This is a genomic window from Advenella kashmirensis WT001 (assembly GCF_000219915.2).
Taxonomy (GTDB): domain Bacteria; phylum Pseudomonadota; class Gammaproteobacteria; order Burkholderiales; family Burkholderiaceae_B; genus Advenella; species Advenella kashmirensis.
In genome coordinates this window covers 1,494,654-1,520,314 of sequence record NC_017964.1, presented here as the reverse complement: position 1 = coordinate 1,520,314, position 25,661 = coordinate 1,494,654, and the positions used below count along the sequence as shown (strand labels likewise).

General features: G+C 53.5%; 28 protein-coding genes and 1 pseudogene. 9 read left to right on the top strand and 20 right to left on the bottom strand.

The window, feature by feature from the left end; translation table 11 throughout:
* The first annotated feature begins 269 nt into the window (after positions 1-269).
* From TKWG_RS07125 to TKWG_RS25890, 4 genes are read left to right on the top strand one after another with little or no spacing between them, the layout of a single operon-like run.
* Entirely contained in the window at positions 270-794 is a 525-nt protein-coding gene (locus tag TKWG_RS07125; RefSeq protein ID WP_014750203.1) for a (2Fe-2S)-binding protein, read from the top strand.
* Positions 791-1,807, top strand: a complete 1,017-nt coding sequence (locus TKWG_RS07120) for an FAD binding domain-containing protein (protein ID WP_014750202.1) — start codon at positions 791-793, stop codon at positions 1,805-1,807. The genes TKWG_RS07125 and TKWG_RS07120 overlap by 4 nt, the downstream gene beginning before the upstream one ends.
* 12 nt (positions 1,808-1,819) lie before the next feature.
* The gene (locus TKWG_RS07115) at positions 1,820-3,364 is read left to right on the top strand and encodes a xanthine dehydrogenase family protein molybdopterin-binding subunit (protein ID WP_264300283.1); all 1,545 of its coding nucleotides are present in this window, start codon (positions 1,820-1,822) and stop codon (positions 3,362-3,364) included.
* Positions 3,265-4,143, top strand: a complete 879-nt coding sequence (locus TKWG_RS25890; protein WP_322786624.1) for a xanthine dehydrogenase family protein molybdopterin-binding subunit — start codon at positions 3,265-3,267, stop codon at positions 4,141-4,143. Before TKWG_RS07115 ends, TKWG_RS25890 begins: the two co-directional genes overlap by 100 nt.
* A 213-nt stretch (positions 4,144-4,356) precedes the next feature.
* Here TKWG_RS25890 and TKWG_RS07110 read toward each other — a convergent pair whose 3' ends face one another.
* The 4 genes from TKWG_RS07110 to TKWG_RS07090 form a co-directional block, all read right to left on the bottom strand.
* Complete coding sequence (locus tag TKWG_RS07110) at positions 4,357-4,671, bottom strand: DUF1153 domain-containing protein (protein ID WP_014750201.1); 315 nt, start codon at positions 4,669-4,671, stop codon at positions 4,357-4,359.
* Positions 4,672-4,935: 264 nt separating this feature from the next.
* Positions 4,936-5,598, bottom strand: coding sequence for a hypothetical protein (locus TKWG_RS07100; protein WP_014750200.1), 663 nt, complete (start codon positions 5,596-5,598; stop codon positions 4,936-4,938).
* 81 nt (positions 5,599-5,679) lie between these two features.
* The gene (locus tag TKWG_RS07095; protein WP_014750199.1) at positions 5,680-6,075 is read right to left on the bottom strand and encodes a hypothetical protein; all 396 of its coding nucleotides are present in this window, start codon (positions 6,073-6,075) and stop codon (positions 5,680-5,682) included.
* A gap of 147 nt (positions 6,076-6,222) precedes the next feature.
* A complete protein-coding gene (locus TKWG_RS07090) occupies positions 6,223-6,624 on the bottom strand; it encodes a hypothetical protein (protein WP_014750198.1) in 402 nt (133 codons plus the stop codon).
* 2,147 nt (positions 6,625-8,771) lie between these two features.
* On the opposite strand from TKWG_RS07090, the gene TKWG_RS07080 reads away from it, so the two are divergent.
* Positions 8,772-10,391: a Hint domain-containing protein gene (locus tag TKWG_RS07080; protein ID WP_014750196.1), complete on the top strand. Its 1,620-nt coding sequence runs from the start codon at positions 8,772-8,774 to the stop codon at positions 10,389-10,391.
* A gap of 614 nt (positions 10,392-11,005) precedes the next feature.
* Positions 11,006-12,162, top strand: a pseudogene (gene ampC, locus TKWG_RS26440) (class C beta-lactamase).
* A gap of 143 nt (positions 12,163-12,305) precedes the next feature.
* On the opposite strand, the gene TKWG_RS07070 reads toward ampC, so the two are convergent.
* Entirely contained in the window at positions 12,306-12,752 is a 447-nt protein-coding gene (locus TKWG_RS07070; RefSeq protein ID WP_014750193.1) for an Ivy family c-type lysozyme inhibitor, read from the bottom strand.
* Between the two features lie 98 nt (positions 12,753-12,850).
* Here TKWG_RS07070 and TKWG_RS07065 point away from each other — a divergent pair, with 98 nt between their 5' ends.
* From TKWG_RS07065 to TKWG_RS07055, 3 genes are all read left to right on the top strand, one after another.
* Complete coding sequence (locus TKWG_RS07065) at positions 12,851-13,675, top strand: phosphatase PAP2 family protein (protein ID WP_148274495.1); 825 nt, start codon at positions 12,851-12,853, stop codon at positions 13,673-13,675.
* A gap of 356 nt (positions 13,676-14,031) precedes the next feature.
* A complete protein-coding gene (locus TKWG_RS07060) occupies positions 14,032-14,970 on the top strand; it encodes an MBL fold metallo-hydrolase (RefSeq protein ID WP_014750191.1) in 939 nt (312 codons plus the stop codon).
* Between the two features lie 294 nt (positions 14,971-15,264).
* Complete coding sequence (locus tag TKWG_RS07055) at positions 15,265-15,774, top strand: GNAT family N-acetyltransferase (RefSeq protein ID WP_014750190.1); 510 nt, start codon at positions 15,265-15,267, stop codon at positions 15,772-15,774.
* 43 nt (positions 15,775-15,817) lie between these two features.
* Here the strand turns inward: TKWG_RS07055 and TKWG_RS21320 are convergent, their stop codons facing one another.
* The 15 genes from TKWG_RS21320 to TKWG_RS24715 all read right to left on the bottom strand — a co-directional run bounded on the left by TKWG_RS21320 (position 15,818) and on the right by TKWG_RS24715 (position 25,630).
* Complete coding sequence (locus TKWG_RS21320) at positions 15,818-16,504, bottom strand: TonB-dependent receptor (protein WP_014750189.1); 687 nt, start codon at positions 16,502-16,504, stop codon at positions 15,818-15,820.
* Positions 16,462-17,283: a TonB-dependent receptor domain-containing protein gene (locus TKWG_RS21315; protein ID WP_050981560.1), complete on the bottom strand. Its 822-nt coding sequence runs from the start codon at positions 17,281-17,283 to the stop codon at positions 16,462-16,464. Before TKWG_RS21315 ends, TKWG_RS21320 begins: the two co-directional genes overlap by 43 nt.
* 71 nt (positions 17,284-17,354) lie before the next feature.
* Positions 17,355-17,999, bottom strand: coding sequence for a TonB-dependent receptor plug domain-containing protein (locus tag TKWG_RS21310; protein ID WP_171815134.1), 645 nt, complete (start codon positions 17,997-17,999; stop codon positions 17,355-17,357).
* Positions 18,000-18,101: 102 nt separating this feature from the next.
* Complete coding sequence (locus TKWG_RS07045) at positions 18,102-18,641, bottom strand: hypothetical protein (RefSeq protein ID WP_014750186.1); 540 nt, start codon at positions 18,639-18,641, stop codon at positions 18,102-18,104.
* A complete protein-coding gene (locus TKWG_RS07040) occupies positions 18,638-19,561 on the bottom strand; it encodes a PepSY-associated TM helix domain-containing protein (RefSeq protein ID WP_264300300.1) in 924 nt (307 codons plus the stop codon). Before TKWG_RS07040 ends, TKWG_RS07045 begins: the two co-directional genes overlap by 4 nt.
* A gap of 80 nt (positions 19,562-19,641) precedes the next feature.
* Positions 19,642-19,878: a PepSY domain-containing protein gene (locus tag TKWG_RS25885; protein ID WP_264300282.1), complete on the bottom strand. Its 237-nt coding sequence runs from the start codon at positions 19,876-19,878 to the stop codon at positions 19,642-19,644.
* Between the two features lie 65 nt (positions 19,879-19,943).
* Positions 19,944-20,987, bottom strand: a complete 1,044-nt coding sequence (locus TKWG_RS07035) for a metal ABC transporter solute-binding protein, Zn/Mn family (RefSeq protein WP_014750185.1) — start codon at positions 20,985-20,987, stop codon at positions 19,944-19,946.
* Positions 20,984-21,820, bottom strand: a complete 837-nt coding sequence (locus tag TKWG_RS07030) for a metal ABC transporter permease (protein ID WP_081489383.1) — start codon at positions 21,818-21,820, stop codon at positions 20,984-20,986. The genes TKWG_RS07035 and TKWG_RS07030 overlap by 4 nt, the downstream gene beginning before the upstream one ends.
* A gap of 58 nt (positions 21,821-21,878) precedes the next feature.
* Positions 21,879-22,637: a metal ABC transporter ATP-binding protein gene (locus tag TKWG_RS07025; protein WP_014750183.1), complete on the bottom strand. Its 759-nt coding sequence runs from the start codon at positions 22,635-22,637 to the stop codon at positions 21,879-21,881.
* Positions 22,634-23,140 (bottom strand): metal ABC transporter solute-binding protein, Zn/Mn family, encoded by a 507-nt coding sequence (locus TKWG_RS25880; protein WP_407636916.1) that lies wholly within the window; start codon positions 23,138-23,140, stop codon positions 22,634-22,636. The genes TKWG_RS07025 and TKWG_RS25880 overlap by 4 nt, the downstream gene beginning before the upstream one ends.
* Positions 23,141-23,154: 14 nt before the next feature.
* On the bottom strand, positions 23,155-23,661 hold the full coding sequence (locus tag TKWG_RS25875; RefSeq protein ID WP_264300281.1) for a metal ABC transporter solute-binding protein, Zn/Mn family: 507 nt from the start codon (positions 23,659-23,661) through the stop codon (positions 23,155-23,157).
* Between the two features lie 36 nt (positions 23,662-23,697).
* Positions 23,698-24,210 carry a DUF6162 family protein gene (locus tag TKWG_RS07015; RefSeq protein WP_014750180.1) on the bottom strand — a complete coding sequence of 171 codons (513 nt, stop codon included), beginning with the start codon at positions 24,208-24,210 and terminating at the stop codon, positions 23,698-23,700.
* Positions 24,207-24,542, bottom strand: a complete 336-nt coding sequence (locus TKWG_RS07010; protein WP_014750179.1) for a hypothetical protein — start codon at positions 24,540-24,542, stop codon at positions 24,207-24,209. Before TKWG_RS07010 ends, TKWG_RS07015 begins: the two co-directional genes overlap by 4 nt.
* Positions 24,543-24,800: 258 nt before the next feature.
* On the bottom strand, positions 24,801-24,953 hold the full coding sequence (locus tag TKWG_RS23575; RefSeq protein WP_171815133.1) for a hypothetical protein: 153 nt from the start codon (positions 24,951-24,953) through the stop codon (positions 24,801-24,803).
* Between the two features lie 32 nt (positions 24,954-24,985).
* Positions 24,986-25,630 (bottom strand): S8 family serine peptidase, encoded by a 645-nt coding sequence (locus TKWG_RS24715; RefSeq protein WP_264300280.1) that lies wholly within the window; start codon positions 25,628-25,630, stop codon positions 24,986-24,988.
* Positions 25,631-25,661: the final 31 nt, after the last annotated feature.

The window sequence follows — 25,661 nt, the reverse complement described above, 5'->3', positions numbered from 1 at the left end:
CAATTGTGATGGGCTCGCCTTCTATCGCCCCCCCCAAGCCAACAGCGTTATTCTACCTGTAACTTGAATGCACACAGGAAACAGGCGTGACAGGAACTGGCAGTCTGTTACGAGTCGTGTACTTGCTTTACCCCTGCAGATTAATGCGTTAAATTGTTTCTAGCTTTCGGGATTTTCGCCAGACCAAAGCGATCACAAATGAATTAACGCATCGCGCGTTTTCATGACACGTCAATTGTTCCCCGAAGCGTTTTTTGTCGGAGAAGCTCATGGTGAATCCTGACCATTCGATAGCAGATACGGAGAAGCCTGTGCCGCAGGCCATACCGGTCACGCTGCAGGTGAACGGCATCGTACATCATCTTAAGATATTGCCCTGGGTCACCTTGCTTGATGCCTTGCGAGATAGAATCGGCCTGACCGGCACAAAAAAGGGTTGCGATCATGGCCAATGCGGGGCCTGTACCGTACTTGTTGACGGGATACGCGTCAACGCCTGTCTGACGCTTGCCATCATGAAGGACGGGGCTGCCGTCACCACGGTGGAAGGACTTGAAACGGACGGCAATCTTCACGCCCTGCAGCAGGCTTTCGTGAAACACGATGCATTTCAGTGTGGATACTGTACATCAGGGCAGATCCTGTCTGCCCTTGGCCTGCTCAATGAAGGACAGGCCAGGACTAAAGAAGAAATTCGCGAACTGATGAGCGGCAACCTTTGCCGTTGCGGCACCTATCCCAATATCGTCGCTGCCATCCAGGAAGTGATGCAAGCCAAAGAAGGTGCCACATGACACCATTTACCTACACTCGTGCGAACAGTATCGACGAGGCCTTGCGTGCGGCATCCGGCGACGGCGCTTGCAAATTCATTGCCGGCGGCACCAACCTTCTTGACCTGATGAAAGAGAACGTTGAGCAGCCAACCCACCTGATCGACGTTACCCGATTACCCCTCAAATCAATCGAGGAAACGCAAGATGGCGGCCTGATGCTCGGGGCTTTGACAACCAATAGTCAAGTTGCTCATGATCCCCGTGTGCAGGAACGCTATCCCTTACTGGCCAGCGCCATCAGCGCCGGTGCCTCACCGCAATTGCGCAACGCTGCCACCACCGGCGGCAACCTGCTACAGCGCACCCGTTGTTTTTATTTCTACGATACCGCCGTCGCCTGCAATAAACGCAAGCCCGGTTCAGGTTGTGGCGCCATTGGCGGCAAAAACCGGATTCATGCAATCCTGGGTGCCAGCGAACAATGCATTGCCACGCATCCTTCCGATATGTGCGTGGCGCTGGCGGCATTGCGGGCCACAATACAGGTGGTCGGCCCTGACGGAAAACGTACCATCGCTTTTGCCGATTTTCACCGTCTTCCGCAAGACAGACCGCATGTCGACACCACCCTGCAACCGGGTGAGTTAATAACCGCTGTGACTTTACCCGCTGAGCGCTTTGCCACGCATTATACCTATCTGAAACTGCGTGATCGGCTGTCCTTTTCCTTTGCCTTGGTCTCGGTTGCCGCCGCGCTGCAGATCGAAGATGAGATCATTGTCCAGGCGCGTCTGGCGCTGGGCGGCGTGGCTCACAAGCCATGGCGCGAGCTGGCTGCGGAAAAGCTGCTGATCGGCCAGGTTCCCAATCGCCAGGCGTTTGGCGCAGTGGCAGAGCACATACTGAGCGGCGCACAAGGTCAAGGGGACAACGACTTCAAGATTGAACTGGCACGTCGGGCAATCTTGCGGGCGCTGGCGCAGGCTGCGGCAGCAACCCCACAGTCGCAGATTGATAAACGCATCAAGTGAGTAAGCCATATCATGACTACAGCAACCGATCACTTCTCTGGCCAGGATCCCACTTGCAGCAACGCTCATGTCGGACGCGATACTGACCGCGTCGATGGGCGAGCCAAGGTAACGGGTGCAGCCAGATATTCCGCTGAATTTACCACTTCCGGGCTGGCCCACGGATGCGTGCTCAACAGTCCAATTGCCCGAGGCCGGATTGTGCATATCGACGCCACCGCAGCCCTGGATTTACCCGGCGTGCTCGCCGTTTTTACCCATGAAAACCGACCTGATCTTCCGTGGTTCCACCGTGACCATCAGGACAAAGACACGCCGACGGCACATTTTCTTCCGCTGTACGACGACCAGGTACACTATAGCGGCCAGCCGATCGCACTTGTCGTAGCCAAAGACCCCGAGACTGCAAGCTACGCATGTACGCTATTGCAGGTGCAATACGAGCGAGAGCCGCACCAAACGAATCTGGCTGCCGCATTAGAAGATCCGACATACCGCAAAGTTGTCAGAAAAACGCCAGACCCACGCGGCAATGCAGCACGCGCCTATGCCAACGCTCCAATACAGCTCCGCTCGCAGTACCATTTCGCCATCGAACACCACAATCCCATGGCGCCACATGCAGCAACCGTCATGTGGCACGACGACGGCAGTATCACCGTCCACGACAAGACTCAAGGACCGATGAGTACACGTGACTATGTCTGCGATGTGTTCGGCTTTTCCAAAAAACAGGTGCAGGTCATCGCTCCCTATGTGGGTGGCGCCTTCGGCCTGGCCTTGCGTCCTCAGTATCAACTTTTCCTGGCTATCATGGCAGCCCGAGAACTCAGGCTCTCTGTGCGAGTTGTGCTCACCCGCAAGCAAATGTTTACGCTTGGCTATCGCCCGGCAGCCATACAGACAATCTCGTTGGCTGCAGACCGTGACGGCAGGCTGGTTTCCGTATGGCATGAAACCGTGCAAAATACTTCACAACTGGAATACTTTGAGGAGTCCAGCGTCAAGTGGAGCGCGCTGCTATACCAATGTCCCAATGTTGAACTTGGATATAAACTGGCGCCCCTGGATCTTTACACACCGACCGACATGCGTGCGCCCGGTGCCGCCACAGGCGTAAACGCTTTCGAACAGGCGATCGATGAAATGGCATACCGCGTGGGGCTGGATCCGCTGGCGTTTCGACTGAAAAACTACGCCGAGCGTGATCAAATAAAAGACAAGGATTTCAGCAGCAAAGCCTTGCGAGACTGTTATGCACAAGGTGCCGAGCGTTTCGGCTGGGCTCAGCGTTCCCATGAGCCGCGCACCATGCGAGATGGTCATGAACTGGTGGGCTGGGGGCTCGCCACCGGCATCTGGGAAGCATTCCAGCAAAAAGCAAACGCACGCGCAACACTCACGCGCGACGGCCATCTGGAAGTGGCCACTGCAGCGGCAGATATCGGTACCGGAACATACACCATCCTGACGCAAATTGCCGCCGATGCATTTGGGCTACCGTTGTCCGACGTGACCACGAAGCTGGGCGACTCCAGCCTGCCCTGGGCGCGATAGAAGGCGGCTCATCGGGCGCCGCCTCATTCGGTTCTGCGGTCAAGGCGGCCTGCGAGGCACTGAAAAAAGCGCTTGGCAGGCAGGCTATACAATTGCCGGATTCTCCGCTGAAGGCAGCGACGAGCGACGAACTGATTTTCACGAACGGTCAAATGTGCATGAGAAATGATCCCACCCGACGTGTATCGCTGGCTGAGTTGGTCCAGCTCAGCGACAAGGACACGATTCAGGCTGAAGCATCCGCCGCGCCAAACCAGGATGACAGGAAACGGTACTCAAGCTACGCTCACTCTGCTGTCTTTGTCGAAGTCAGGATTGATGAACAACTTGGGCAGGTTCGCGTCACCCGGGTTGTCAATGCCGTCGCTGCCGGAAAAATTCTCAACCCCAAGACCGCGGCAAATCAGATTATGGGCGGTGTCGTCTGGGGGATCAGCAAGGCGTTGTACGAGCACGGCATGGTGGACCATCATGCAGGGCGATTCATGAATCATAATTTGGCTGAATACCATATACCAACCAATGCCGATATTGACAATATAGAGGTGATATTCGTCCAGGAAGACGATCGGCACGTGAACGCGCTGGGCGTCAAGGGCGTGGGAGAAATTGGTATTGTGGGCACCGCTGCCGCCATCGCCAATGCCATTTTTCATGCCACTGGGAAGCGTTACTATGAATTTCCAATTACGGCAGATCAAATAATGCTGGACGCACCGGACACCGAAATACCCAATATCGGCCCACCCGGCACCAACGCGCGACGCAGCGCAGGATAAGTGTCTATTAATCGCATGCGATTTTTCTCGCGACAGCGTGATGGAAAGAAGCTTTGCACATACAAGGGCAAAGTAAATAATAATGACTCATAGGTTTTCTGTGCAATTCAGGCAGCTAAAGCAAATGCATTGGTCTGGACCAATCCCATAGCACAGCGATGACAATCGAAACAATGCGTCCGTCCGCTGTGAATCACTGGCGCTCCTACTGAATTATTTGCCATCTTCGTCCAGCAAAGGCTGTAGCTTTTTTTTTGCACGCAATTCCAGCATCGCCTCTCCGTAAGCCTCCTGTAGCTGTTTGAGCTGACGCTCATATTGCTCTTTGATGTCCAGCGGATTTGCCCGCAATGCATTCTCCATACCGCGTTTGCCATCAACCACCCAGTTTTCCACCTCGGATACAGGCAGGTTATAAGTGCGACTGGCTTCTGAAACCGTCGATTTACCCTTGATAATGTCCAGCACCAGCGCACTTTTACGCTTTGCTGTCCAGCGTTTGATTTCGTCGTCCATGATCGTACTCATTCGTGATTGTTCTAATTATCACATGAGCAGTTTTTCACTGGGTCATGACATGCCATGGCAACTTCCGACCCTCAAGATAAAAAAATGCCCGCCTGGTAGGCGCCAGGGCGCCGCCATGTGCCATTATCAATAGCGACGGCGCCTTATTTTTCCCTAGGCTGCCCAAACCGCAGTTCAAAGCAACCTGGCCTTGGGATAAAGAACATATTTCAGCCTCGCTAGCAGTTGGTTCGAATTTTTTATGATCATGCCAAGCCGGCATAATCAATTCGAACCGTAAAATGCACGAAGATCCTGCGTAGCCTGCGGCTGCACCCTTGGTCTGTCCACATATACTTCGGGACTTCGTACAGGCGTCGTCGCAACTACCCGATTGGTATTACGCTGACGCTGGCTGTTATTGATTCCGCTGTTATCAACGGCGGCAACCGGACGCTCAGGAAGGCCCTTGGCAGTTGCATAGGTTGGGCAATTTCGACCGGTGGACTCATAGGCTTTGCGGTTCACGTCTTCACCGAAACAGAAAAACCGCATGTCCGCCACATCTTTGTATCCCAGTTTGTACGCAATACTGGTATCTTCACGCGCATTACACGCTTCGGACTCACCGGCCAGCGAACCACCGATACCAAAGCCGGTCGCACCAATACCAAATGTGCTCGACTGGCCGCAGTTGTTCACGCCGCCAAACATACTGGGCGGTGCATATACATTTGGGGTTGTGTGGACGGTCTGTGTACGTCTTTGTTCGGAGCCGCCAAAGGTCAAATCAACCACCGCTGCGGCACCGGAATCGGCGGATTGATTTGAATTGGCGCTTGATCCGCTGTTGGCATTTGAATTCGAGCCCGAGATAGCACCCGCTGATTGGGCAAATACCGGAGGTGAAAGCAGTAACCCAAGGGTAACGACAAGTATCATTTTCATGGCAATTCCCTTACGGAGAGAGTGTGCTCTCCCCGAGAAGATGGTTTCGTTTAGCACTTGCTTGTGCAATCCGCACCCGCGTTAAGGTGTCCAGTGAACAAAGGAGCCGATCGTTCCAAAGGTGCCGCCCGCTCCTGATGTAAAGGCACCACCGGCAGTGGCATTAGAGGTCTGCCCCGCAAACCCGAGAGAAAAACCTGAGTTGGTTTGCGAAGATACAGATTGTCCCGCTGTCTGCGTCGTCACGCCTGTCGGCCCGCCCACTACCTGAGCAGCAGATGCGGTTTGATTGGATGCAGTAGAGGTATTGCCTGCGGCCGAAGTACCAAGCGAGCCCTGAGTGCCGGCTACCGATGAACCGCCACTGGCCGTACTACCGGCCCCACCGCTGGTTGCAAACGCGCCAATCGTAATCGTTTGAGCCGAAACCGCCGTCGATGCAATTACGAGCGCTGATAGCAATAATATTCTTTTCATTTTTATCTCCTTGAGTTGCTGTCTTAACTGGCATATATCCAAGGTAACCAAGTCAATGTTCTACGTCGATCTTCTGGCAACTGTTAACGTGTCGGCTTTCTGTGAACATAGCCTGGTTACGGTAAGTTATTGTCGAGTCAAGGGAAATTACGGTGTGAAGCTAAGAAAACCACCAATGGTGCCGAAATTGCCAGTGGCGCCTGATCCAAATGCACCCCCTGCGCTCGCATTAGAAGTCTGACCTGCCAGACCAAGCGCACCGCCGGTATTGGTTTGTGTGGACAATGAATTGCCTTCTGTAATGGTCGTGACGCCACCAAAGCTGCCGGTAACCTGTGCGCCAGACATGGTCTGGTTCTGAGCTGCCGATGTATTGGTCGCTGCACCTGCCAGAATCGAACCCTGGCTGCCGGACGCAGTGGAACCACCACCTGCGGTACTGCCTGCCGTGCCGCCTACACCATAAAAGCCACCGGTCAGAGTCGCAGCGTACGCGCCGCTTGAAGCCATTACCAAAGCAGATGCAGAGATTAATAGTAGTTTTTTCATTTTGCTGCTCCTTAAAGGATAGATAGCATTAAAGTCCCGGACGTGATGCCCGGTTTTTCAAATCAAATAAAGCAGCAAATTCTCTGTTGATCCACGCGATCAGCGTATTGAAGATTGATAGAGACCGCCGATTTATCCGGTCTGAAATCTGCGACCAGACAACCAATGACGTTACAAATATTTATTTACGATAATTAATTTTGGTAATATTTAATAATTAATTAGTTACCTGGTTTTAATTTTTATTGGTGCAGGCCATGCAATTAGGCCAGCGCTTTTTTGCCGATTATCGGAAATATTTGGTTATGAGATAATAAATCTTTCACGCGTATAATTTATTTTATTGTTTAATATCAATGTATTAAATAAATATTATATTAAATAATACGCATTAAATGCAGCAGCGATCCTGTCTCAGTTCTTTATATTTCATAATAATTATTAATTGAACTACGAGGCAGAGTGTGCGCGTTTTATTTTACATATGCAATGTATTTAAAAAAATAATATTGCTATATGTAACTTAATATAAATAATTAATAATAATGATACATAATTCTTCGATATGCACCCGCAACAATTTGGTTGCATTGACACATAAAAATCAGGAGCAGTGCAACCCCGCATAATCCTCGTTTTTATCCCCAGACAAAACAATCCGCTCAGGTTTTTAAGCCCCTTGTTTTTCATTCCCATTTTTTGCATTTGCAATAGAAAAACAGATTGTGTTGAACACCCAGGTGAAAGGATCATTCGTAAGTTCTGAAAATATCATGCGAAGCTGTTGCTATTTCGTATCACGTTAGTCTCGTCATTGCGCAGACAAATCGATAATTACCTCTTGAATAAATGCATTGATGATTTGAGACAGAGTGGATAGTAGCAAAGGATAAAATGCGTGGAACCAAATCACCAAGCGACCAGATTTTGTTTACCAACTTTGCACTTGCGCCCTATCCGGTGCTCTGCACTCAAACAATTGAATAAGATTGTGTTTGCAGATTGGGTCTTACACAGGCATTGGGGAAAACGTGATGTTGATATTTTTAGATACAGGTGTAATATTCGAATCGCGAACAGACGACAATATTTTAAAAATAAGCGCTGTTCGTTCTGGGCAAAGAAATTCTAACAATGTACCCAGTGATATTTAGAAAAATAACCTCGCCAAATTCTTGTGTGAGGTTTTTTTTATAAAAATTCAATTGCGAGTGAAAACAAAAATTGAGCACAATTCTGGATTATGGCTGTCGCTGCTTTACATCGACAATGGCATACAAAAAACTGCTTAGCGTTTCGTAGCAATGGTTTCCAGGCAGGCGCAAATAACGGTAATTACATTTGGGTGGTGAAAACATCTTGCCTGCATCGTCCTTTTAAACATCAAATTTTCCCATGGAAAAATTCTGTTATTTGTTCCAGAAGGACATTTTGTCCTGACCTTTTATTTACACGTGAAGGCAATCCTGCTTTTCACTTGTTGACAATCGAGTAGTACACAAAGCGTTACATTATCCCTTTCAATGTAAACCCTGGCCTTCTCGAGCAACAATCAAAAGCGGCCCGGGACAGTGGGTACCCAGCAATGCTGATAAAGCAATCAGTCAAAATCGTAAATTACTACGACACGCTCATTATCGTTCCACAATGGACCAAATTTCTGACCATGAATAAGGACGGAAAAATATTTGCCTGGGAAACCAAGCCTCAGACGAATAGTCGACTTTGGTACATTTTCAAACAATTTAAATTTCAATTGGTCGCGTATGGCGACCCTTCGGTGATTGACTGGGAAAAATCGCTTCGTCGATATTACACGTCCGGACAGAAGGTCGATTCGTCCGGGCCGGACATAAAAATATAATTGCTTGAAATTTATCGTTCGCCTTAAAGCCTATATGAGCCGCCATTGTGCAGATAACCTACAGCTAAAAATATCGGGCTCTGTGGGAATATCGTCAAGGAATGTTATGCCATGACATTTCTTATGATTGTGTCGTTGTAGCCATCATCCGGGCTCGATAGACTGGCGATGCCTTAACCAATATTACAATTGAATACATTAATTGCATGCCAATTGTAAAGATTGTTAAAGCCACTGATTTTCCAATTAACTCGCTTTTTTACTTATATGGATGAGTAAGCACATGGCAACGATCACACTTGGCGGTTTTACCTCTTCAATTAAAACTATCGACCAGAGCTCCTATGCTGGCGATCAAAAACTGACCGTCGATAGCGTGGCAGGCAACACCACACTGACAATCAATAACGCGACAAATTCCAATGACGTTCTGGATCTGACACAGACGCGCCTGTTTCCGATTGGCGGCACTTCAACACTGAATCTGGGCGAAAATGCGCACGTAAAGATCTCCGAATTTTTCGATCTAAGTGCAGGGCAAACCAGCAATTACAATCTTGGTGAAGGTTCAACACTCGAATATTCTCCCCCCTCTATCGGCGGCGGCGCTGGAAACTCGACCACCTTTGATTTGGGCGGCGATGGCACGTCCACTTTGATCTACAATCCGGGCGGCCTGCAACTTGATTTGTCCAGCTCACCCAAGATTGCCGGGCTTTCCGCTGGCGATCAGATCCAGGTGAATGGCGCAACGCAAGGCGCGGTTGAAGGCAGCAATCTGGTTTTCCGCGACGATAACGGTCGGGTCGTTGGCAGTTTTAATGCCGAAGGGCAAGACTTGTCAAAGGTCACTTTCGAAGGCGGCAAAATGGTATATGCGTGCTACTTGAAAGGCTCACGCATTGCGACACCAGACGGCGAAGTTCAGGTTGAAACATTGAAAGCCGGCGATAAAGTACTAACCGCTGCCGGCGGCGTTGCCACTGTTAAATGGCTGGGTCATCGCACCCTGTACAAAAACCGCATTCCTGCCAAAGATGCCGTGCGCGCCTTCCCTATCCTGTTCAAGAAAGATTCCATTGCCAACAACGTGCCGCATCGCGACCTGACATTGTCTCCCGGCCACCATGTGTCATTTGATGGCACGCTGGTGCCTGCCATGATGCTGGTAAATGGCCAGACTATTATTCAGCAGTTCAACACCAAAGTGTTCGAATACTTCCATGTTGAGCTTGAGCAGTTTGACATTATTCTGACCGAAGGCGTACCCGCCGAATCTTATGTCGATACCGGTAACCGCTCCATGTTCCAGAATGCCGCTGATGTAGCGATGAATCCTGACTTCGGTCCTGCCGAAGGCCGTCCTGAAGTAGAAGGCATCAAAGTCGTTCAGCAAGGTCCTGTTGTCGAGGCTATTCGCAAACAACTGCTGGCCCGCGCTGAAGCGATAACCGGTGCAGTTCGTACCACAGATGCAGCGCTGTGCATTGAAGTGAATGGCCAGATTGTTCACTCAACGCCAGAGTTCAGCAAAGAAGGCGTGTATCACTTTGCACTGCCGGCCAATGCGGGTGATATTCGCATTCTGTCCCGCTCTGCGATTGTTCGCGACGTCACGCCTTTGGCGCGTCGTGACGTGCGTCAGATCGGTGTTGGCCTGTCTGGTATCGCAGTGTCAACAGCCGGTGGTCGTCAACAGATCAGCCTGACAGACACTGCGCTGACTGGCCTGAACGCTGCCCAGGATGTCAAGGGTACGGCAATGCGCTGGACCAATGGCGCCGCTGTTATTCCTGCTACCCTGATCAACACAACGGGCGCGGCAACACTTGAACTGACTGTGCTGCGTACCTATTCTTACTGGATGGACGCAGAAGTTCAAAAAACAGTACGTGCGGCCTAGTACTCATAGTGAGTGAACGAGGCCATTGAAGGACACGGCTTAACAGCGTTAACGTAACCGTGTATTTAACCTAAGTTTAAGAGCATAACGTAATCGTTTACTATTACCCCCATTGGTCTGCACGACTAATGGGGGCTTTTTTTCCTGTACCGATCTGGCCCGCCTGCTGCGGCGCTCCTGCCAGCAGATCGCGGGGGCTGCACTGGTCCCTGGTAGCCGGCCTACTGTAGGGCCGGCGCAGAGTAAGATTGAATTATCCACACTTTTGAATGATTCACACTTGTCTATTCTTGTGTGGCTTAGGCGACCGGCAAAAAAAAACCTGGCCATTTCTGACCAGGGCAAAGGGTACGATGGATAGGTGATCTACATACGTACGGCTTCGAGTTTACATGGACACGAATGAAAACTCCTTGATCTGAAATAAGCTGACATTCGTTTCGAAATATAATGACCAACCAGAACGACTTATTGCGACCTTGCCCATGCCTGCGGAAATTGCCCAACCTGCCTCCCCCTTTCGCATTTCGTTACCAATCCAGGCTTATCGGTCGTAAGCGTATGGGTGACAATACAGGACCCTCCCACTTTCAATTACTTTTATTCTTTCGCCCATGAACACTTCTTTGTCCCCATTACTTGCAGCGCTGACTTTGATTACAGGCGCCCTCACCTCTACGGCTGGCTACGCCGCGCAAGAGCAGACCGCTATAAAACAACGGGTAGACGCGTCAGTAATACCCGTGATGAAAAAGCACAATATTCCCGGCATGGCAATCGGCGTGATTGTGCAGGGGGAAACTTATCTGTTCAATTATGGCGTTGCCTCAAAGAAAACTGAAAATGCCGTTACTTCGTCCACCCTTTTTGAACTGGGTTCGATCAGCAAAACCTTTACGGCGACATTGGCAAGCTACGCTCAGGTCATGGGGCATCTGAAGCTGACCGATACGGTGGCTACCCATTTACCGCAAATGCAGGGCACCGAATTCGGCTCGGTGAGCCTGATACAACTGGGTACCCATACACCCGGCGGCTTTCCGCTACAGGTGCCCGAAGAGATCACGAACAATGAGCAACTGATGTCCTATCTGCAGCAATGGAAACCGCCGTTTGAAAAAGGCACGCAGAGGACTTACACCAATCCGGGAATAGGCATGCTGGGATTGATCACTGCAAAGGTGATGGGCCAGGATTTCATACCATTGATGGAAAAACAAATATATGCAGGCTTGGGACTGACCAACACGTATATTGATGTTCCTGGACAGAAGATGGCCGATTATGCTCAGGCTACACCAAACAGAATACGCCGACGAGGGTAAGCAAGGCAATGCTGTGGGCGCAGGCCTATGGTGCAAAATCGACCAGCGCGGATATGGTGCACTTTCTCAAAAGCAATATGCACATGACAGACCTGGATGAACGTTTGCAGGCAGCGGTAACGAACACGCACACAGGATATTTCCAGACAGCTGCCATGACACAGGATCTGATCTGGGAGCAATATCCATACCCCGTGACACTTGAATCTTTACAGCAAGGCAACTCTGCCGATTTTGCGCTGAAACCGCAACCTGTAAAAGCGCTGGTACCGCCGATGGCGCCGCGCGACGATGTATGGATAAACAAAACGGGGTCCACCAACGGATTTGGCGCCTATGTGGCCTTTGTTCCCGCACGCAGGCTTGGTATTGTGATCCTGGCCAATAAAAACTATCCGAATGCAGACCGGATCGCAATCGCACATCGGATTCTAAGCGGATTCTGAGCGGACTTTGAGCTAAATACCAAGCGGCTTAGGAGCAAGCACTATGCGATGTTTTGCACAGGGTAGGCAGCAGCACCGGGCACCGCAGGTGCCCGGTGGTCGTTTGATATCATGACACGACTACAAATCCACGAACGACCCGCTTAACTGTCTGCCGCGGGAAACAAGGCAGCGGCCAATTGCGCAACCTGTTCATCCGTGGGTTGCCCAAGCCATTGAATCGTGCTGTCTGATAACGCGCCCGCAGCCGCTTGCCGGTTTGTTAAAAACGCACCCACGGCGTGGTTGTTTTTTTTAGAAACGAGCACCACATATTTTTCTGATGGGCAATCATGCGGTTTGCAACCCGACAGCCGTACATATGTTTCATTGTTCAACGTTGTTTCTTCAACGGGCGTCGTTACGCCAAAATCCATTACCCATGCATGCTTGCGGACGAGTGATTTTGTCAGGTCCGCAAATGCGCTGGCCAGTCGTGGCTCCTGTTTTGCCAGGTCGGCCGGATAGAGATCAGCGGCATAAACCGGCCCGGCAAAAGCAAGGCATCCCAGTGTCGCAAGCAAAATTGATTTGAATGTGAAATGACGCATACTGCACCCTGTAAAGCGGTTGAAACAGGTATGATTTTATCTTCAATCGCTTCCACTGGACAAGCCTCGGTTTGTCATTTACCCCAAAGTTCTATCGCATGTCACCATATACAATGATCCGCAACCGCGCTTACTGGCCCTATTATCTTGCTGCACTGGCGTGCACTCTGTTTCTATTGATTCTGATCAATGTGCGCATTGATGGTCGGCTGTTCGCCGTCGACCAGGCCATTTACCGGCAACTGCAGCTGTTGCGCGCACAATGGCTGGACGACATCCTGATTACGGTAACGCAGCTGGGCGATACGCTCATGGTGACCGTCATCACCAGCGTGGTCGCACTCTGGCTGCTGGTTCGCAAGTCGTGGCGCACGGCCGGTTACTGGGTACTCACCATCATCAGCTCCGCCGTTCTTAATACCAGCATCAAGGCAGCAATCGTCCGCGCACGGCCAGGAGACATGATGTACTCCGGCTGGAGTGCCTATTCCTTTCCCAGCGGCCACACAACAAGCAATATCGTGCTGTATGGTCTGCTATGCATTCTGATTTATCCCTGCATCGAAAAACGAGCCGCCCGAATCCTCACCGTATGCTGCGCAATGGGATTCGCACTGCTGATCGCTATCTCACGCGTCTATCTTGGCGCACACTGGTTTTCGGATGTCCTTGGGGGCATTTTGGTCAGTACGCTGATTCTATGTATCGCTGGCGCACGTTACCACGCAGGCAAAACACATACTTTAACTGCCGGCGCGTTTCTGATCCCGATTGTGGCAACTCTCTTGATAGTAGGCAGTATCCATGTCTGGCATGGCAGGCACATCAGCATGCAACGCTATATGCCCCCCGCCCTGTCCAGCCAAGCGACGGGCAATACCCCGCCGCCAGCGGCTGCCGCTCCCGCTGCCGGTACACCCTAGAGACCGCCGGGTCTCCATGGCCACCAGGCATCATCGGCGTGAGCTCACTAGGCCTCATGCGTAAAGCGCCTGCAGGCGGCAAAACAGCAAGCCGACCTCAAATCGCGCTTCTTGTGCACCTGCGGCCGGATTGATGGACAAACGATTTCGGCCGCTGTTGGGCGGGACGCATAACCGGCCATTCCACATGGGCATGCCTTGCCTGCCGGCTTGTTTTGCCCCACTCATTTTCTTGCAGTCACGCCGTCATTGACAATGCATGACGTTCATCCCGAATTTTGTTATGATATTTGAATATATATTTATTACTTTTAGTAATTAAATGTCCTTTTCATCCTGTACCTCCGGAGCCCGCTATGTCAGACCATTTTCATGATCCGGCGTGCCACAAGGCATCGCAGCAAATAGCCGACACCCTTGACCATCCCACGCGCATTCCGGCTGTTGAAAGCTTTTTTGACGAAGCGACCAACACGATCAGCTATGTTGTGCATGCACCCAATGATTCGCGTTGCGCTGTCATCGACAGCGTACTGGATTACGACGCGCCCTCTGGCAGAACCTCGACCGCATCGGTGCAGCCGATCATTGATTACGTTCGCTCGCATCAATTGCAAGTGCAATGGCTACTGGAAACGCACGCACATGCCGATCATCTGTCGGCCGCGCCGATTCTGGCGGCACAACTGGGTGGGCAACTGGCCATAGGCAAGCATATTAGCCAGGTCCAGACTACTTTTGCGGACACCTACAACACCCAAGGTGCGCAACGCGGCAACGCCGATGACTTTGACCACCTGTTCGAAGACGGTGAGACTTTCCAGATTGGCAGTCTGCCTGCCACGGTACTGCACGTTCCCGGCCATACGCCAGCCTGCCTGGCCTATGTCATCGGCGATTGCGTGTTCGCAGGCGATACCTTGTTCATGCCCGATTACGGAACTGCCCGCTGTGATTTTCCCGGTGGCGATGCCCGTATCCTGTATCGCTCGATTCAACGCCTGCTTCGCCTGCCAGGTCAGGCGCGGGTATTCATGTGCCATGACTACAAGGCGCCGGGCCGCGAGGTGTTTGCGTGGGAAACCACTATTGAAGCAGAACGCAAGCAAAACATCCATGTCCATGAAGGCATATCCGAATCCGAATTTGTGGCAATGCGTACCCGGCGCGACGCGACCCTGTCCACGCCAAAACTGCTCTTGCCGTCCATACAGGTGAATGTACGTGGCGGCAAGTTGCCTGAGCCCGAACACAATGGCGTTCGCTACCTGAAGATTCCCCTGAATACGATCTGACAGCAGCACAAACACTGACCACCGGCCGGCAGCTGACGGCCATGGCCACTGTGGTATAGATTGTTCCGGTCGCCCGGCAATATGGGCGGCACCGGTCCTGCCGAAAGTTAGGTCAGCCACATTATTGCATTTGCCCGAGCCAGGGAAAAGAGATGGTCTCATGATGCGATTGCCGACCGCCTGCACAGGTCCGCCACGACCTTCCGCCCTAAGGATGCGAACACCGATCACATACGTCCCAACCACATTTGCAGTATGATCGGCGAAGGACGTTTTTACCTTCACAAATGGAATATGGATTCATTTGAAATAGCAATCCTCGATGCCGACGATGCCGCTGCCTTTCGCCAGTTTCGCCTGGCTGCATTGCAAAGCGCGCCGCAAGCCTTTGGCTCCAGTCATGCTGCTGAATCAGTGCAACCACTGGCCTTTTTTCAGGACCGTCTGGGCGCCAGCAAGGTGTGGGCGGCGCGCAAAGACGGCGCCATCGCAGGCACTGCCGGGCTGGCGCCCTGGCTTGGCGTTCGCGAGCAACATAAAGGTTACATCTGGGGCGTCTTCGTTGCCGAACAGGCCCGAGGCCTGGGCATTGCACGGGCCTTGCTGAGGTGCCTTCTGGCGTACGCCGACCAGCATTACGAACAGGTTACCCTGTCCGTGACGGCGGAAAACACCCCGGCACTGATGCTCTACCAGCAGACTGGCTTTGAAATCTACGGCAAAGAGCCCAGATCACTCAAGGACGAAACAGGCTACAGCGACGAACTGCTCATGGTCCGCTTCGCCGGCAAACGCCTCGTCTGAATCAGATGCCCTCGACACGTGACTCACCCAACAATAGGCGAGGCTAGAAGGACAACGATACAGACGCTTTAACAGTTCGGCCATTGCCTGCCGTGAGCTGACCAAACTGCGGTGCGACCGTTGCCCAGTAACGTTTGTTGAACACGTTATCAATGCCGAAACGGAAGGTCGTGTCTTTTCCAGCCAGTTTTGTCGTGTATCGTGCGCCCAGATCCACACGTGTCCATGCCGCAATGGTGCCCTCATTATCCTTGTTGACATATTGCTTGCTGCGACGGGTTACATAACCCTGCAGTGTCAGGCCAGGTGCGAAGGCAGGATCCCACTCGGCGCCCATTGTGGCCTGCACTCGGGGCACGCCCGGCGCATGATTGCCATCATTGAGGCCATCCTGGGTTTTCTGCAGGCGGGCATTCATGAATGTAATGCCACCGATGAGCCTGATCCCTTCAGCGGGCTGGCCGTAAACACTGAGCTCGATACCCCGGTTGCGTTGTTCACCAGCCGCAGCAAAAACATTGGTCTGGCTGTCCAGATAGAACTCGGGTTTTTCAAGCTGAAACGCTGCCAGGCTGGCGCCATAATCACCCATATCCACTTTGATGCCGGCCTCTATCTGCTTGGTACGCGCCGGCTTGAAGACCTCATTACGGTTGTTTGCTGTCAGCGGCGCCGTCTCGCCACGCGTCAGGCCTTCGATATAATTGGCATAGAGTGATACGTTTTGCAATGGCTTGAAGACAATACCAACAAATGGCGTAATAATCGATTTGTCGTAGTCTGATGAAGCTGCCCCGTGTAATCATAGGCGGTATAGCGCAGGTTCTGATGGCGCAGGCCCAGTGTCAGCAGGATACGTTCGTCCAGAAACGATAGTGTATCGGACACGGCAATACTGCGCAGGATGGAACGATCCACTTTGCCGGGACTATCAATATCGCCGCCCGATAAGGTGATCCGGTCGGGATACGGAGAATCTATCGGATTGAATATATCCCGATTCTGGCTGGCAAAAAATTGATAGGCGCTGTGATTGCTTGAACGCAAGGCCGATATGCCAAGATTGACCTGATGCCCTACAGAGCCGGTCACGAAACGTCCCCGCAAGCCGATCTCGCCTGTCACGGTGTCGCGCTCATACGGCGTGCGCAACGGACTATGCGCACCGATGCCGGCGCCATTGACCTTGGCCCCTGCATACAGCCCGTCTTCCTTGTCGCGACTGGTGCCGATCGCAGCATAGGTCATCCAGTTTTCGGTTAAATCGTATTCGACCCGGGCGACGGCGTAGGTACTCTGCAGTTTTGACCACGCCCAACGCTGGGCATAATTGATGCTGTTGGACGGCGCATCGGGTACGCCGTCGCCTGTCAGCGTGATGGTAGGCCGCGCCTGATCAAAGCGAACGTTTTGATAGCCCACATCCAGCGATGCACGCAACCGCTCACCACGATAATCGAGTCCAAGCGTGAGTACAGACATCCTTGAATCGGCGTCTTTGGCGGACATCTGCCCATCGCGATGGGCGGCATTTACCCGAATGCCGAACTGGCCGGCATCACCCCAGCGACGGCCAATATCTACACCGGCGCTACTTGCCCCCGTCCCGTATAGTCGGCGTTCAACCGGGTCAGCGGCTCATCGGTGCCGCGCTTGGGCTGGATGTTGATCAAACCACCCAAGCCGCTACCGCCCGGAGCCGCACCGTTAAGAAAAGCACTTGCACCCTTGAAGATTTCCACACGCTCGATCATTTCTGTTGGCAGTACCTGACGCGGCAGAATGCCATAGAGTCCGTTGAAGGCAAGATCGTCATTATTTAGCGGAAAGCCTCGTATCACAAAGGTTTCGGCAAAATTGCCATAACCGTTGCCAACCTGCACGGTAGGATCATTCTTGATTGCCTCTCCCAACGTACGAGCCTGCTGATCTTCAATCAATTTTGACGTATAGCTGTTGATAATATACGGCGAACTCATATTGTCTGCATTGCCGAGAATACCCGCCTGACCACCCGTGGCGACCTGGCCGCCGGCATAGGTGGCGGGCGTAGGCACCGATACCGATACGTTCTCGTCGGTCGCGTTGATCGCCTCAAGCCGGGTTGCTTCGGTGGCGGCTGGCGCCGATACGGTCTGCGCATGCAACGTAGTCGTAGACGCAAGGAGCGCCAACGACAAGGCGCGCATCATCAATAGCGGGGAGTGGCGTGAAGTTGTTTTCATAGTCCGGCGTATGTCCAATAATTGAATCTGCACTGGCCTGTCTTTATCCATTTATCAACGACAGGCAGGCTCGGTATTTATCGTAGGTTATAGCGTTCAGCTTCAGCGATTGCCCAGCCATTTCATTGTGACGGGCGAGGCCTCGGCCAGCGGGAATGAGGTGGAATGCCATGATCCGTCCCAGCCTTCGGCGGTAAGCCATAGTTGCGCGTCCGGTGCAGTATCCTTGGGAATCAATACACCAATCTGCATGTTGTAAACACTACCGAAACCAATGGCACCCGCCGTGCGCAGGCTGCGCGGCTTGCCCACCCGCAGGTAAACTGCGCGAACGGCACTGCGGCACGACTCGCACAGTGATACGGAAAAAGTTTTTACAAAACCCGCAGTACCGTCCCGTCGTGGCGGCAGGGCATCGAACTCGGCCATATGTACTTCCCACGGACCCACTTTCTTGGTGCCCAGATCGTGCACGCCCAGCCCCAGATCGCCCGAGAACAATGCCTGGTCTTTTATGTAGCGCGGCACGAAACACAGCGGGATCAGAATGGCCAGAACGCTCAGGTGAAAACGCCAGCGATACCACCACACCTTAAAACCCGACCGTGACCCGGAGCCGATTGCCTGAGCCTGACTATTCATGATGCGCCCTTTTCTGTTTTCATAAAGCGTGCGCCCGCTGCTGCTGGCGACTGATGCCCCCCCTGGCTCACCAACGTATTTTGGCGACGAGACTGGCGACGTTCACGAAACATGCCGGCCGTTTCCTTTGCCGTTCGCTTGGTCCAGATCAGCATCCCTGACAGAACCATCATGGTCAGCAAAAGACCAAACAAGAAGTACACCAGTTTGAGCCACAGTCCGGCAAAATCCCCGGTGTGTAGCGGGCGCATGGACTCGGTCACCAGTTCCAGGCCGGAATAATCCGAGACGGTACGTGAGGAATCTACATCGCCGGTATATGGGTTGACTGATGCTCGCTCAAGAATGAGTGGGTAACTGCTGCGCCCTGTCACCGTATAGTGGCTGTAGGCATTTGCAGGCAGAAAAATGGATTCGGCCTGCATGTCGGGAAAATGGCCTTTTGCCTTTGCCACGGCCTGATCAGGCGACAGCAGCAGACTTTTGCCCGATCCGTCCGTGCGCGTAGGTACATCCTGGCGTTGCACCATAGCAGGCGGCGGCGCCGTTGAAATGGAAATACTATTGTCGAACAAAACGGCTTCGATCAGGAACCAGGTGGCGGTCACACTGATAATGGCAATGAAAGGCACAGACCAGATACCTGCCAGTCTGTGAAAATCTCCCCAGAAGATGCGCCCGCCCTGGCCGATGCGCAGGCGGGGCTTGAAGTAGCCGCGCCAGAATCGCTTATATACCACCAGGCCGGTAATCAGGGAAATAAGCATGGGAATGCCCAGCAGCGAGACAGCATACCAGCCCCAGGCAAAACCGTTGGTAAACGGCACCAGCAGCCAGCCGTGCAAGGCTCGTATAAACTGCCTGAAATCAAAGCCGGAAATTTGGCCCTGTATCTCGCCTGTGTAAGGATTGACGTACAGCCTGCCGGACTTGCCATCCTGATAAGTGGTATTGACCGTCAGGGCAAACTGCGACTTGACCGGTCGGCGTATGGAGTTGACTACCGAGCCGGATGGGCCTTTTCAACACGCGCCAGCACCTCATCATAGGTGAGCATTTGGGGGTTGCCGGCAGGCGGATTAGCCCGCACCATCGGGCTGGCCAGCCATTCGATTTCCTGGCTGACCGTCGCGATACTGCCGGTCAGGCAAACGAAAAAGATAAAGCCCCAGATCGGCAATGCCAGCCAGCTGTGAATAAGGAACCAGAGCTTGGCTTTGGATTTTTTCTTGACCATGCTTATCTAACCCCGCCAACAATCAACAATTCAGATGTCATCAACATACTCCACCCTGCCCTGCATTAACCCGGGCTACCGGCAAGCAGCGCCTGCACCAGGCGCTGACCGGCTACCTCGAGCACAGCCACTGGATCGTTGCCCTCGGTTTCCACAACCACCGGTTCTGCGCCCGCCTTGGTAATTGCCGCAGCAAGATCGGGGCTTGCTGCTTCATGCAGGAGAACTGCCTGCACGTCATTGTCCTTGAGGACTTTGCCCAGTGCGGCCAGCGCCTGTGCGTTCCAGTCAGCCTGCGCATCTGCCGGCACCACATCAAGATTGAATGCGCCTGCCAGCGACTGCAATCGCGGCGACAACACCACGACAGACAGACTGCGCGCATCCAGCAGTGCGGACTCCACCTTGGCGTTCAAGGCAATCAGACGCTGGCGCAATGTCGCCAGATTCGCCACGACTTTGTCTTTGGCGCCGGGTTCAAGCCGCTGCATGTCAGATGCAATAATGTCGGCCATTCGCCCCATATTCACCGGATTGAGCCAGGGATAGTCAGCTGCGGTATTGGTGTCTGCTGTGGCGGCAATGCCTGGCAAGCCATGGTCCACCGGATTGGCTGCATCTATTTCAATGATCCGGATATTATGTTTTCGTGCCAGCGGATAAAGCGGATCATCTGGCCAGATAGAACGCAGATGGACCACCGCGTCTGCATTTCGCACGATGCGATCGAAAGATTTCGCGCCTCTACCTGACAAATAAGAGTAATGGCGGGATGCAGGCAAATTGGCGGGCGTCGCACGAGACGGGACGATACCGCTACCTTGCGCCAGAGCCTCGAGCAAACCATATGCAACCGGATGCGCTGCCACAACAGTCGTTGCCTGCTGCTTCTGCGCAGACGAACCGGCAGGCGCTGCGGCCGCTGCAGCGCCTGGGACTGCACCAGAAACCACACTGCGTTGAACCGTAATGTCTGCAGCGCTGCGACTGCGTGCCGGAACATTATCCTGGGCCAGCGATGGATTGACCAGCGCCGTTGCCATGCTTAGTGTCAGCAGTGCCAGTCGTAGCGGGGAAAAATAAGGGGGTGTGACAGCAATCGGCCTCATTCCGTTGTTCCTTTCAATGCAGGGATAAATCCCCTGGCCAGTGCCGAGAGAATAAAGACGCTACCGGCAACCAAAATGATGGCTGCGCCCGAAGGTACCGGCAAAGCGAACTGAATCGGTAGAAGAATGCCTGCCAGGGTACTGACAATCGCAATCGCAATAGACAGCCAAAAAAAACCGCGCATCGATTGCGCCAGAATTCTTGCTGTGGCCGCCGGGATCACCAGCAATGCGCCAACCAGAATTGCACCAATGACCTTGACTGCCGCAACAGTTACAAGCGTGACCAGCACGACAAACAGATAGTCCATCAGTGTTGTGCGTACCTTGCGTACTGCAGCCAGCTGCACATTGAAGCTGGACAGGATCAGATGGTTGTAGTTGAACAGCGCCAGGCACGCAGTCAGCAATCCGATAACACTGAGCACCAGCAGGTCCTGCGAGGTGACTGTCAGTACCGAACCAAACAGGACATTTTCCAGAATATGAATATTGATCTTACCTGACAGCAACAGCAGCAAACTGCCACCCAATGCCAATGAAATTGATAGAAAAACACCGATTAACGTATCGGAGGCCAGACCGGTACGGTTGCGCAGATAATTGAGCAAAATGCCGAATAACAGACAGAACCCGAATAAACTGCCATAGGGACCGGTGTAGGGCTCACCAACAAGAATGCCGATGGCCACACCAGTCATGGCAGCATGCCCCACCGCTTCGGAGAAAAAGGCAAATCGCTTGACCACAACAAGTGTGCCCAGTCCGCCCAGCAGCGGCCCGATGATCAGGCCGGCCATAAAGGCATTGACCACAAAGCCATACGTAAACATTTGCGGAAGCGCCCCATCCTGGCCCATTGCTGCAGCAACGTACGAATCGTATCAAAGATCATGCTGCCACCCGGGTTTGCGCAGGCAACACGGTCGCCACATCATGAGCGTTTATGCGCGGATGAGCAGAAAACAGGGCCAGCAACTGCTCGGTCGACAGGACCTTTGCCGGCTCGCCTTCAAATACAATCCGGTGGTTCAGACCGGTGACCCGATCAGCCAGACGCCTGACAGCGTCAAGATCATGTTCCACCCACAGCACGGTAACGCCGCTGTTACGCCAGTAGCCAAGCAGATCTTCAAATACGGCAACACCGGCTTCGTCCAATGCCGCCATGGGTTCATCGAGCACAAGCAGCGCGGGGGCCGGAATAAGCGCCTGCGCCAGCATGATGCGCTGGCGTTCGCCGCCCGAGAGTGCGCCCATGCGCCGCCTGCGCTTGTGGTGCATGCCAACGCGCGTCAGGGCATCATCAATGGCTTGGGTATTGCGTGAGGACAATCCGAAAAACGCGGGCCGGCGCTGTGTCATGACACCCATGAAATCATTGACCGTCATGGGCAGGGTCCGATCAAATTCGAGTGCCTGTGGCACATATCCGATTACGCCCGGCTGCGCAGGCCAGGTCAGCGTCAATGCCCCCTGATGCGGCATCTGCCCCATCAGGGTTTTGATAAGCGAGCTTTTACCCGCGCCGTTCGGGCCGATCAGTGCATGAATACTGCCAGCCGGCACATGAAGATTGATGTCATGCAAAATCCGCGTCTGCCCAAGCGTGAGCCTGACCTGGCGCATGTCAACCGACGGGCCTGTCACTTAGCAGACTCCTGCATTGCCCGCACCACGGTATCCAGGTTCTTTGCCGTCTCGGTCTCCAGCTTGTCGGCCGAGTATTCGCCATAGGAGATATGCGTCAGGGGATAAAGGCGAACACCGGTCTCGTTGCGAATCGTGTCCACATAGGTTGACGGAAAATCCATTTCTGAAAAAATCACATTCACATCCAGATTCTTCAACTGGTCTATCGTGCCCTTAAGCTGAGCCGGACTGGGTTCGATCCCATGGGCCGGCTCAACCACTGCAGTCACTTCCAGTCCGAACTCACGCAAAAGGTAATCATAGGCTCCGTGGATCGTGGCTACGCGCATCGCACCGGCAGGCACACTGGCCAGGCGTTGCAATGCCTGCGCTCGCAGGGTACGCAGCTTCTTCGTATACTCACGAGCATTGCTCCGGTACGCCTGCGCGTTATCCGGATCAATCTTCGCCAGTTCACGTGCAATAGTGTTGACCTGAGCGATAGAACCAGTGACTGACAGAAAGGTATGCGGGTTTACGATTTTTCCTGATGCTGCTCCGCTACCGGCGCGAGCTGCGGACCCGTCGCTGCCAGCAAGGGCACATTGGCATTGGCCTCGATCAGCGGCACCTTGGGGTTGTCGCTGGATTGGATCATGCGATCAGCAAAATCATCGTGACCGATTCCGTTGACTACGATCACGTCCATGTCGTTAATGCGCTTGATATCTTCGGCCCTGGGCTCATATGCGTGCGGATTAAAACCGGCAGGAATAAGGGGAACCACTTGCGCCTTGTCACCAACGATATTGGCAACGTAGCTGTAATACGGATGCAAGGTCACGCCGATGCGCAACACCTTGGCGCTGGCAACACTGCAGGCACCCAGCAACATCACGGAGCCGCAAAAAAAAGACAAGGCACGAATCCGACCGACAAAAACAGACTGCAAAAAAGACATCATGAGTGTTGGGGAAAAAAGGTTGAGTGCTGCTGCACTAGTGTTGATGGCGAGTGGCACCGGCGTCAAATTGCGAGACAATTTGCTGCCAGCCTTCTTGCATCAGATTGTCGGAATTCAGTGCTGCGGGTACCTGCGCTGCGGCGCCGTCGTTTTGTACAACCAGACCTGGGCCTGGCTGCCTTGTTGCTCAATTTTGACAGCGCTATCCGGTGCCTGCGTCAACCGCAGCAACATTGAGCCCGCAGTACTCGGCGCTTGGGTAACGCCGATATAGGCAACTACCGGGCCTTGCTGCACCCTTTGCCAGTTGTGGCCACCACGCCGGTCCGTGGCAGCATCCACCACAAAGGGCGGAATCATTTGCTCGGCCAGATCGCTGACTTCAGGCGGCGTTTGCGCGAAGCCGATTTCCTCGGCAGCCACCAGCAGATCGGCGTATACACCCTGCTCCGCCGCAGTCAAGCCATGGCGTGCATCTATCTGACCCGCCTGTATCTGCGATACCGGCGCACTAGTAGTTCGCAACACGATGGTTAGGGTAGCAAGCAGCACAATGACCCCGCACGCGGCCAGAACCGCGCCCGTTTCATGTCCCGCACCAGCAGGCCGGATGGCCTGTACCGTCATTGCGCGATCTCGCTCTGATCGATCTCTACCACATGCCCTGGGCCCGCATCGAACAGGATGTAAAACTCCTGCTCCGGCTTCTTGAACTCCAGGGTGGAGTCTTGGGACAATTTCCCCGGAAGCAGCACTTTTTCATCATAAGAGATGACATCCAGCGTCACACCCGGCGCCGCCGAGCCGTCGGAAAAACCGCCAGTGCACAGTACTTTTTCGGCGCCCACTGCCTTGCAGGAAGCAACCGGGTTATGGGCCAAGGCCGGTGTAGCCGCCAGAGCAGCCAGAAAGAAAACGCCGGTCAGGAACGCAGACCGTGTGCTGTGTGAAGAATTCATAGGGGAAAAGGCCGGTGAGACGACGCAGATCTGAGGATCGTGCGACGGACGATGTAAAACAGTCTTATATCGCGGTACTGTAACTGAATTAGCAGTTAATGTAAACTATTCTCATTGTCATTTCTATTAAATAGCGTACCTTTTTACAACAGACTCGCCCAGTCGCTATCGCCGTTCCGGTCCAACCTGTTTAGCAGTACGGCCGCATGGGCCTGTCTGCCTCAACGGCAGCCACGCCCTCTACAGCACGCAGCTCGGTCACTTTTTCAGCCTCGATATTGCCCGAGAACAGGCCCAGGCAGTCATCTCCCGCTCTACTGCCATGCCTTGCCGGCGACAGTCGTCCACCACCACAGAAAAGCGATTCCGATAGGTCTCCTTGACCAATACCGTCAGAGTAATGCGTGCCATCGCCCTCTCCCGATTATTTGCCATCAGCGTATTTACGAACCCGTGCCCTGACCGTTGACTGCGGCCGGATGCCCGGGCGCCTGGACCAGCCCGCGACCCACATCCCGCTGCGGCAATGGCAATGGACGTGCATTTTGCACGATGCGATCGCGCAACACGCTGCCCCTGACCGCGGGATCGGATTCGGCAAACAACGCAGCCACCCCGGCTACGAACGGCGTGGCCATGCTGGTTCCGCTGATGGTATTATAATTTTCCGTACCCGGCCATGATGAAAGCACATCCACGCCGGGCGCAGCAATGTCTATTTGCCCGCCGTCGCCTTGCAGACCGCCGCTGGAAAACGGGGCTATCGCCATATGCTCGTCAACTGCCGCCACTGCGACAATAGACGGGCAATTGGCTGGATGCGAAACCGGCGCGATGTGGTCGGGTCGTTGGCTTTCATTGCCGGCAGCGGCAATGATCAGTGTGCCGGCAGCCAAAGCGCGCTTTGCCACTTCTTCGAAAATGTGTGAATAGCTGTCCCCTTCCTTGGCGGGACTGCCCAGTGACAGGGAAATAATTTCGCAGCCAGCGCCCACCGCCCAGTCAATGCCATCGAGCACGCTGCCGTCGCCGCCACTGCCATCATTGCCCAGAACCTTGCCGATATAGAGTTGTGCTTGCCCGGCCACGCCATAACGCGGGCCGCAACCGGCTTCAGGA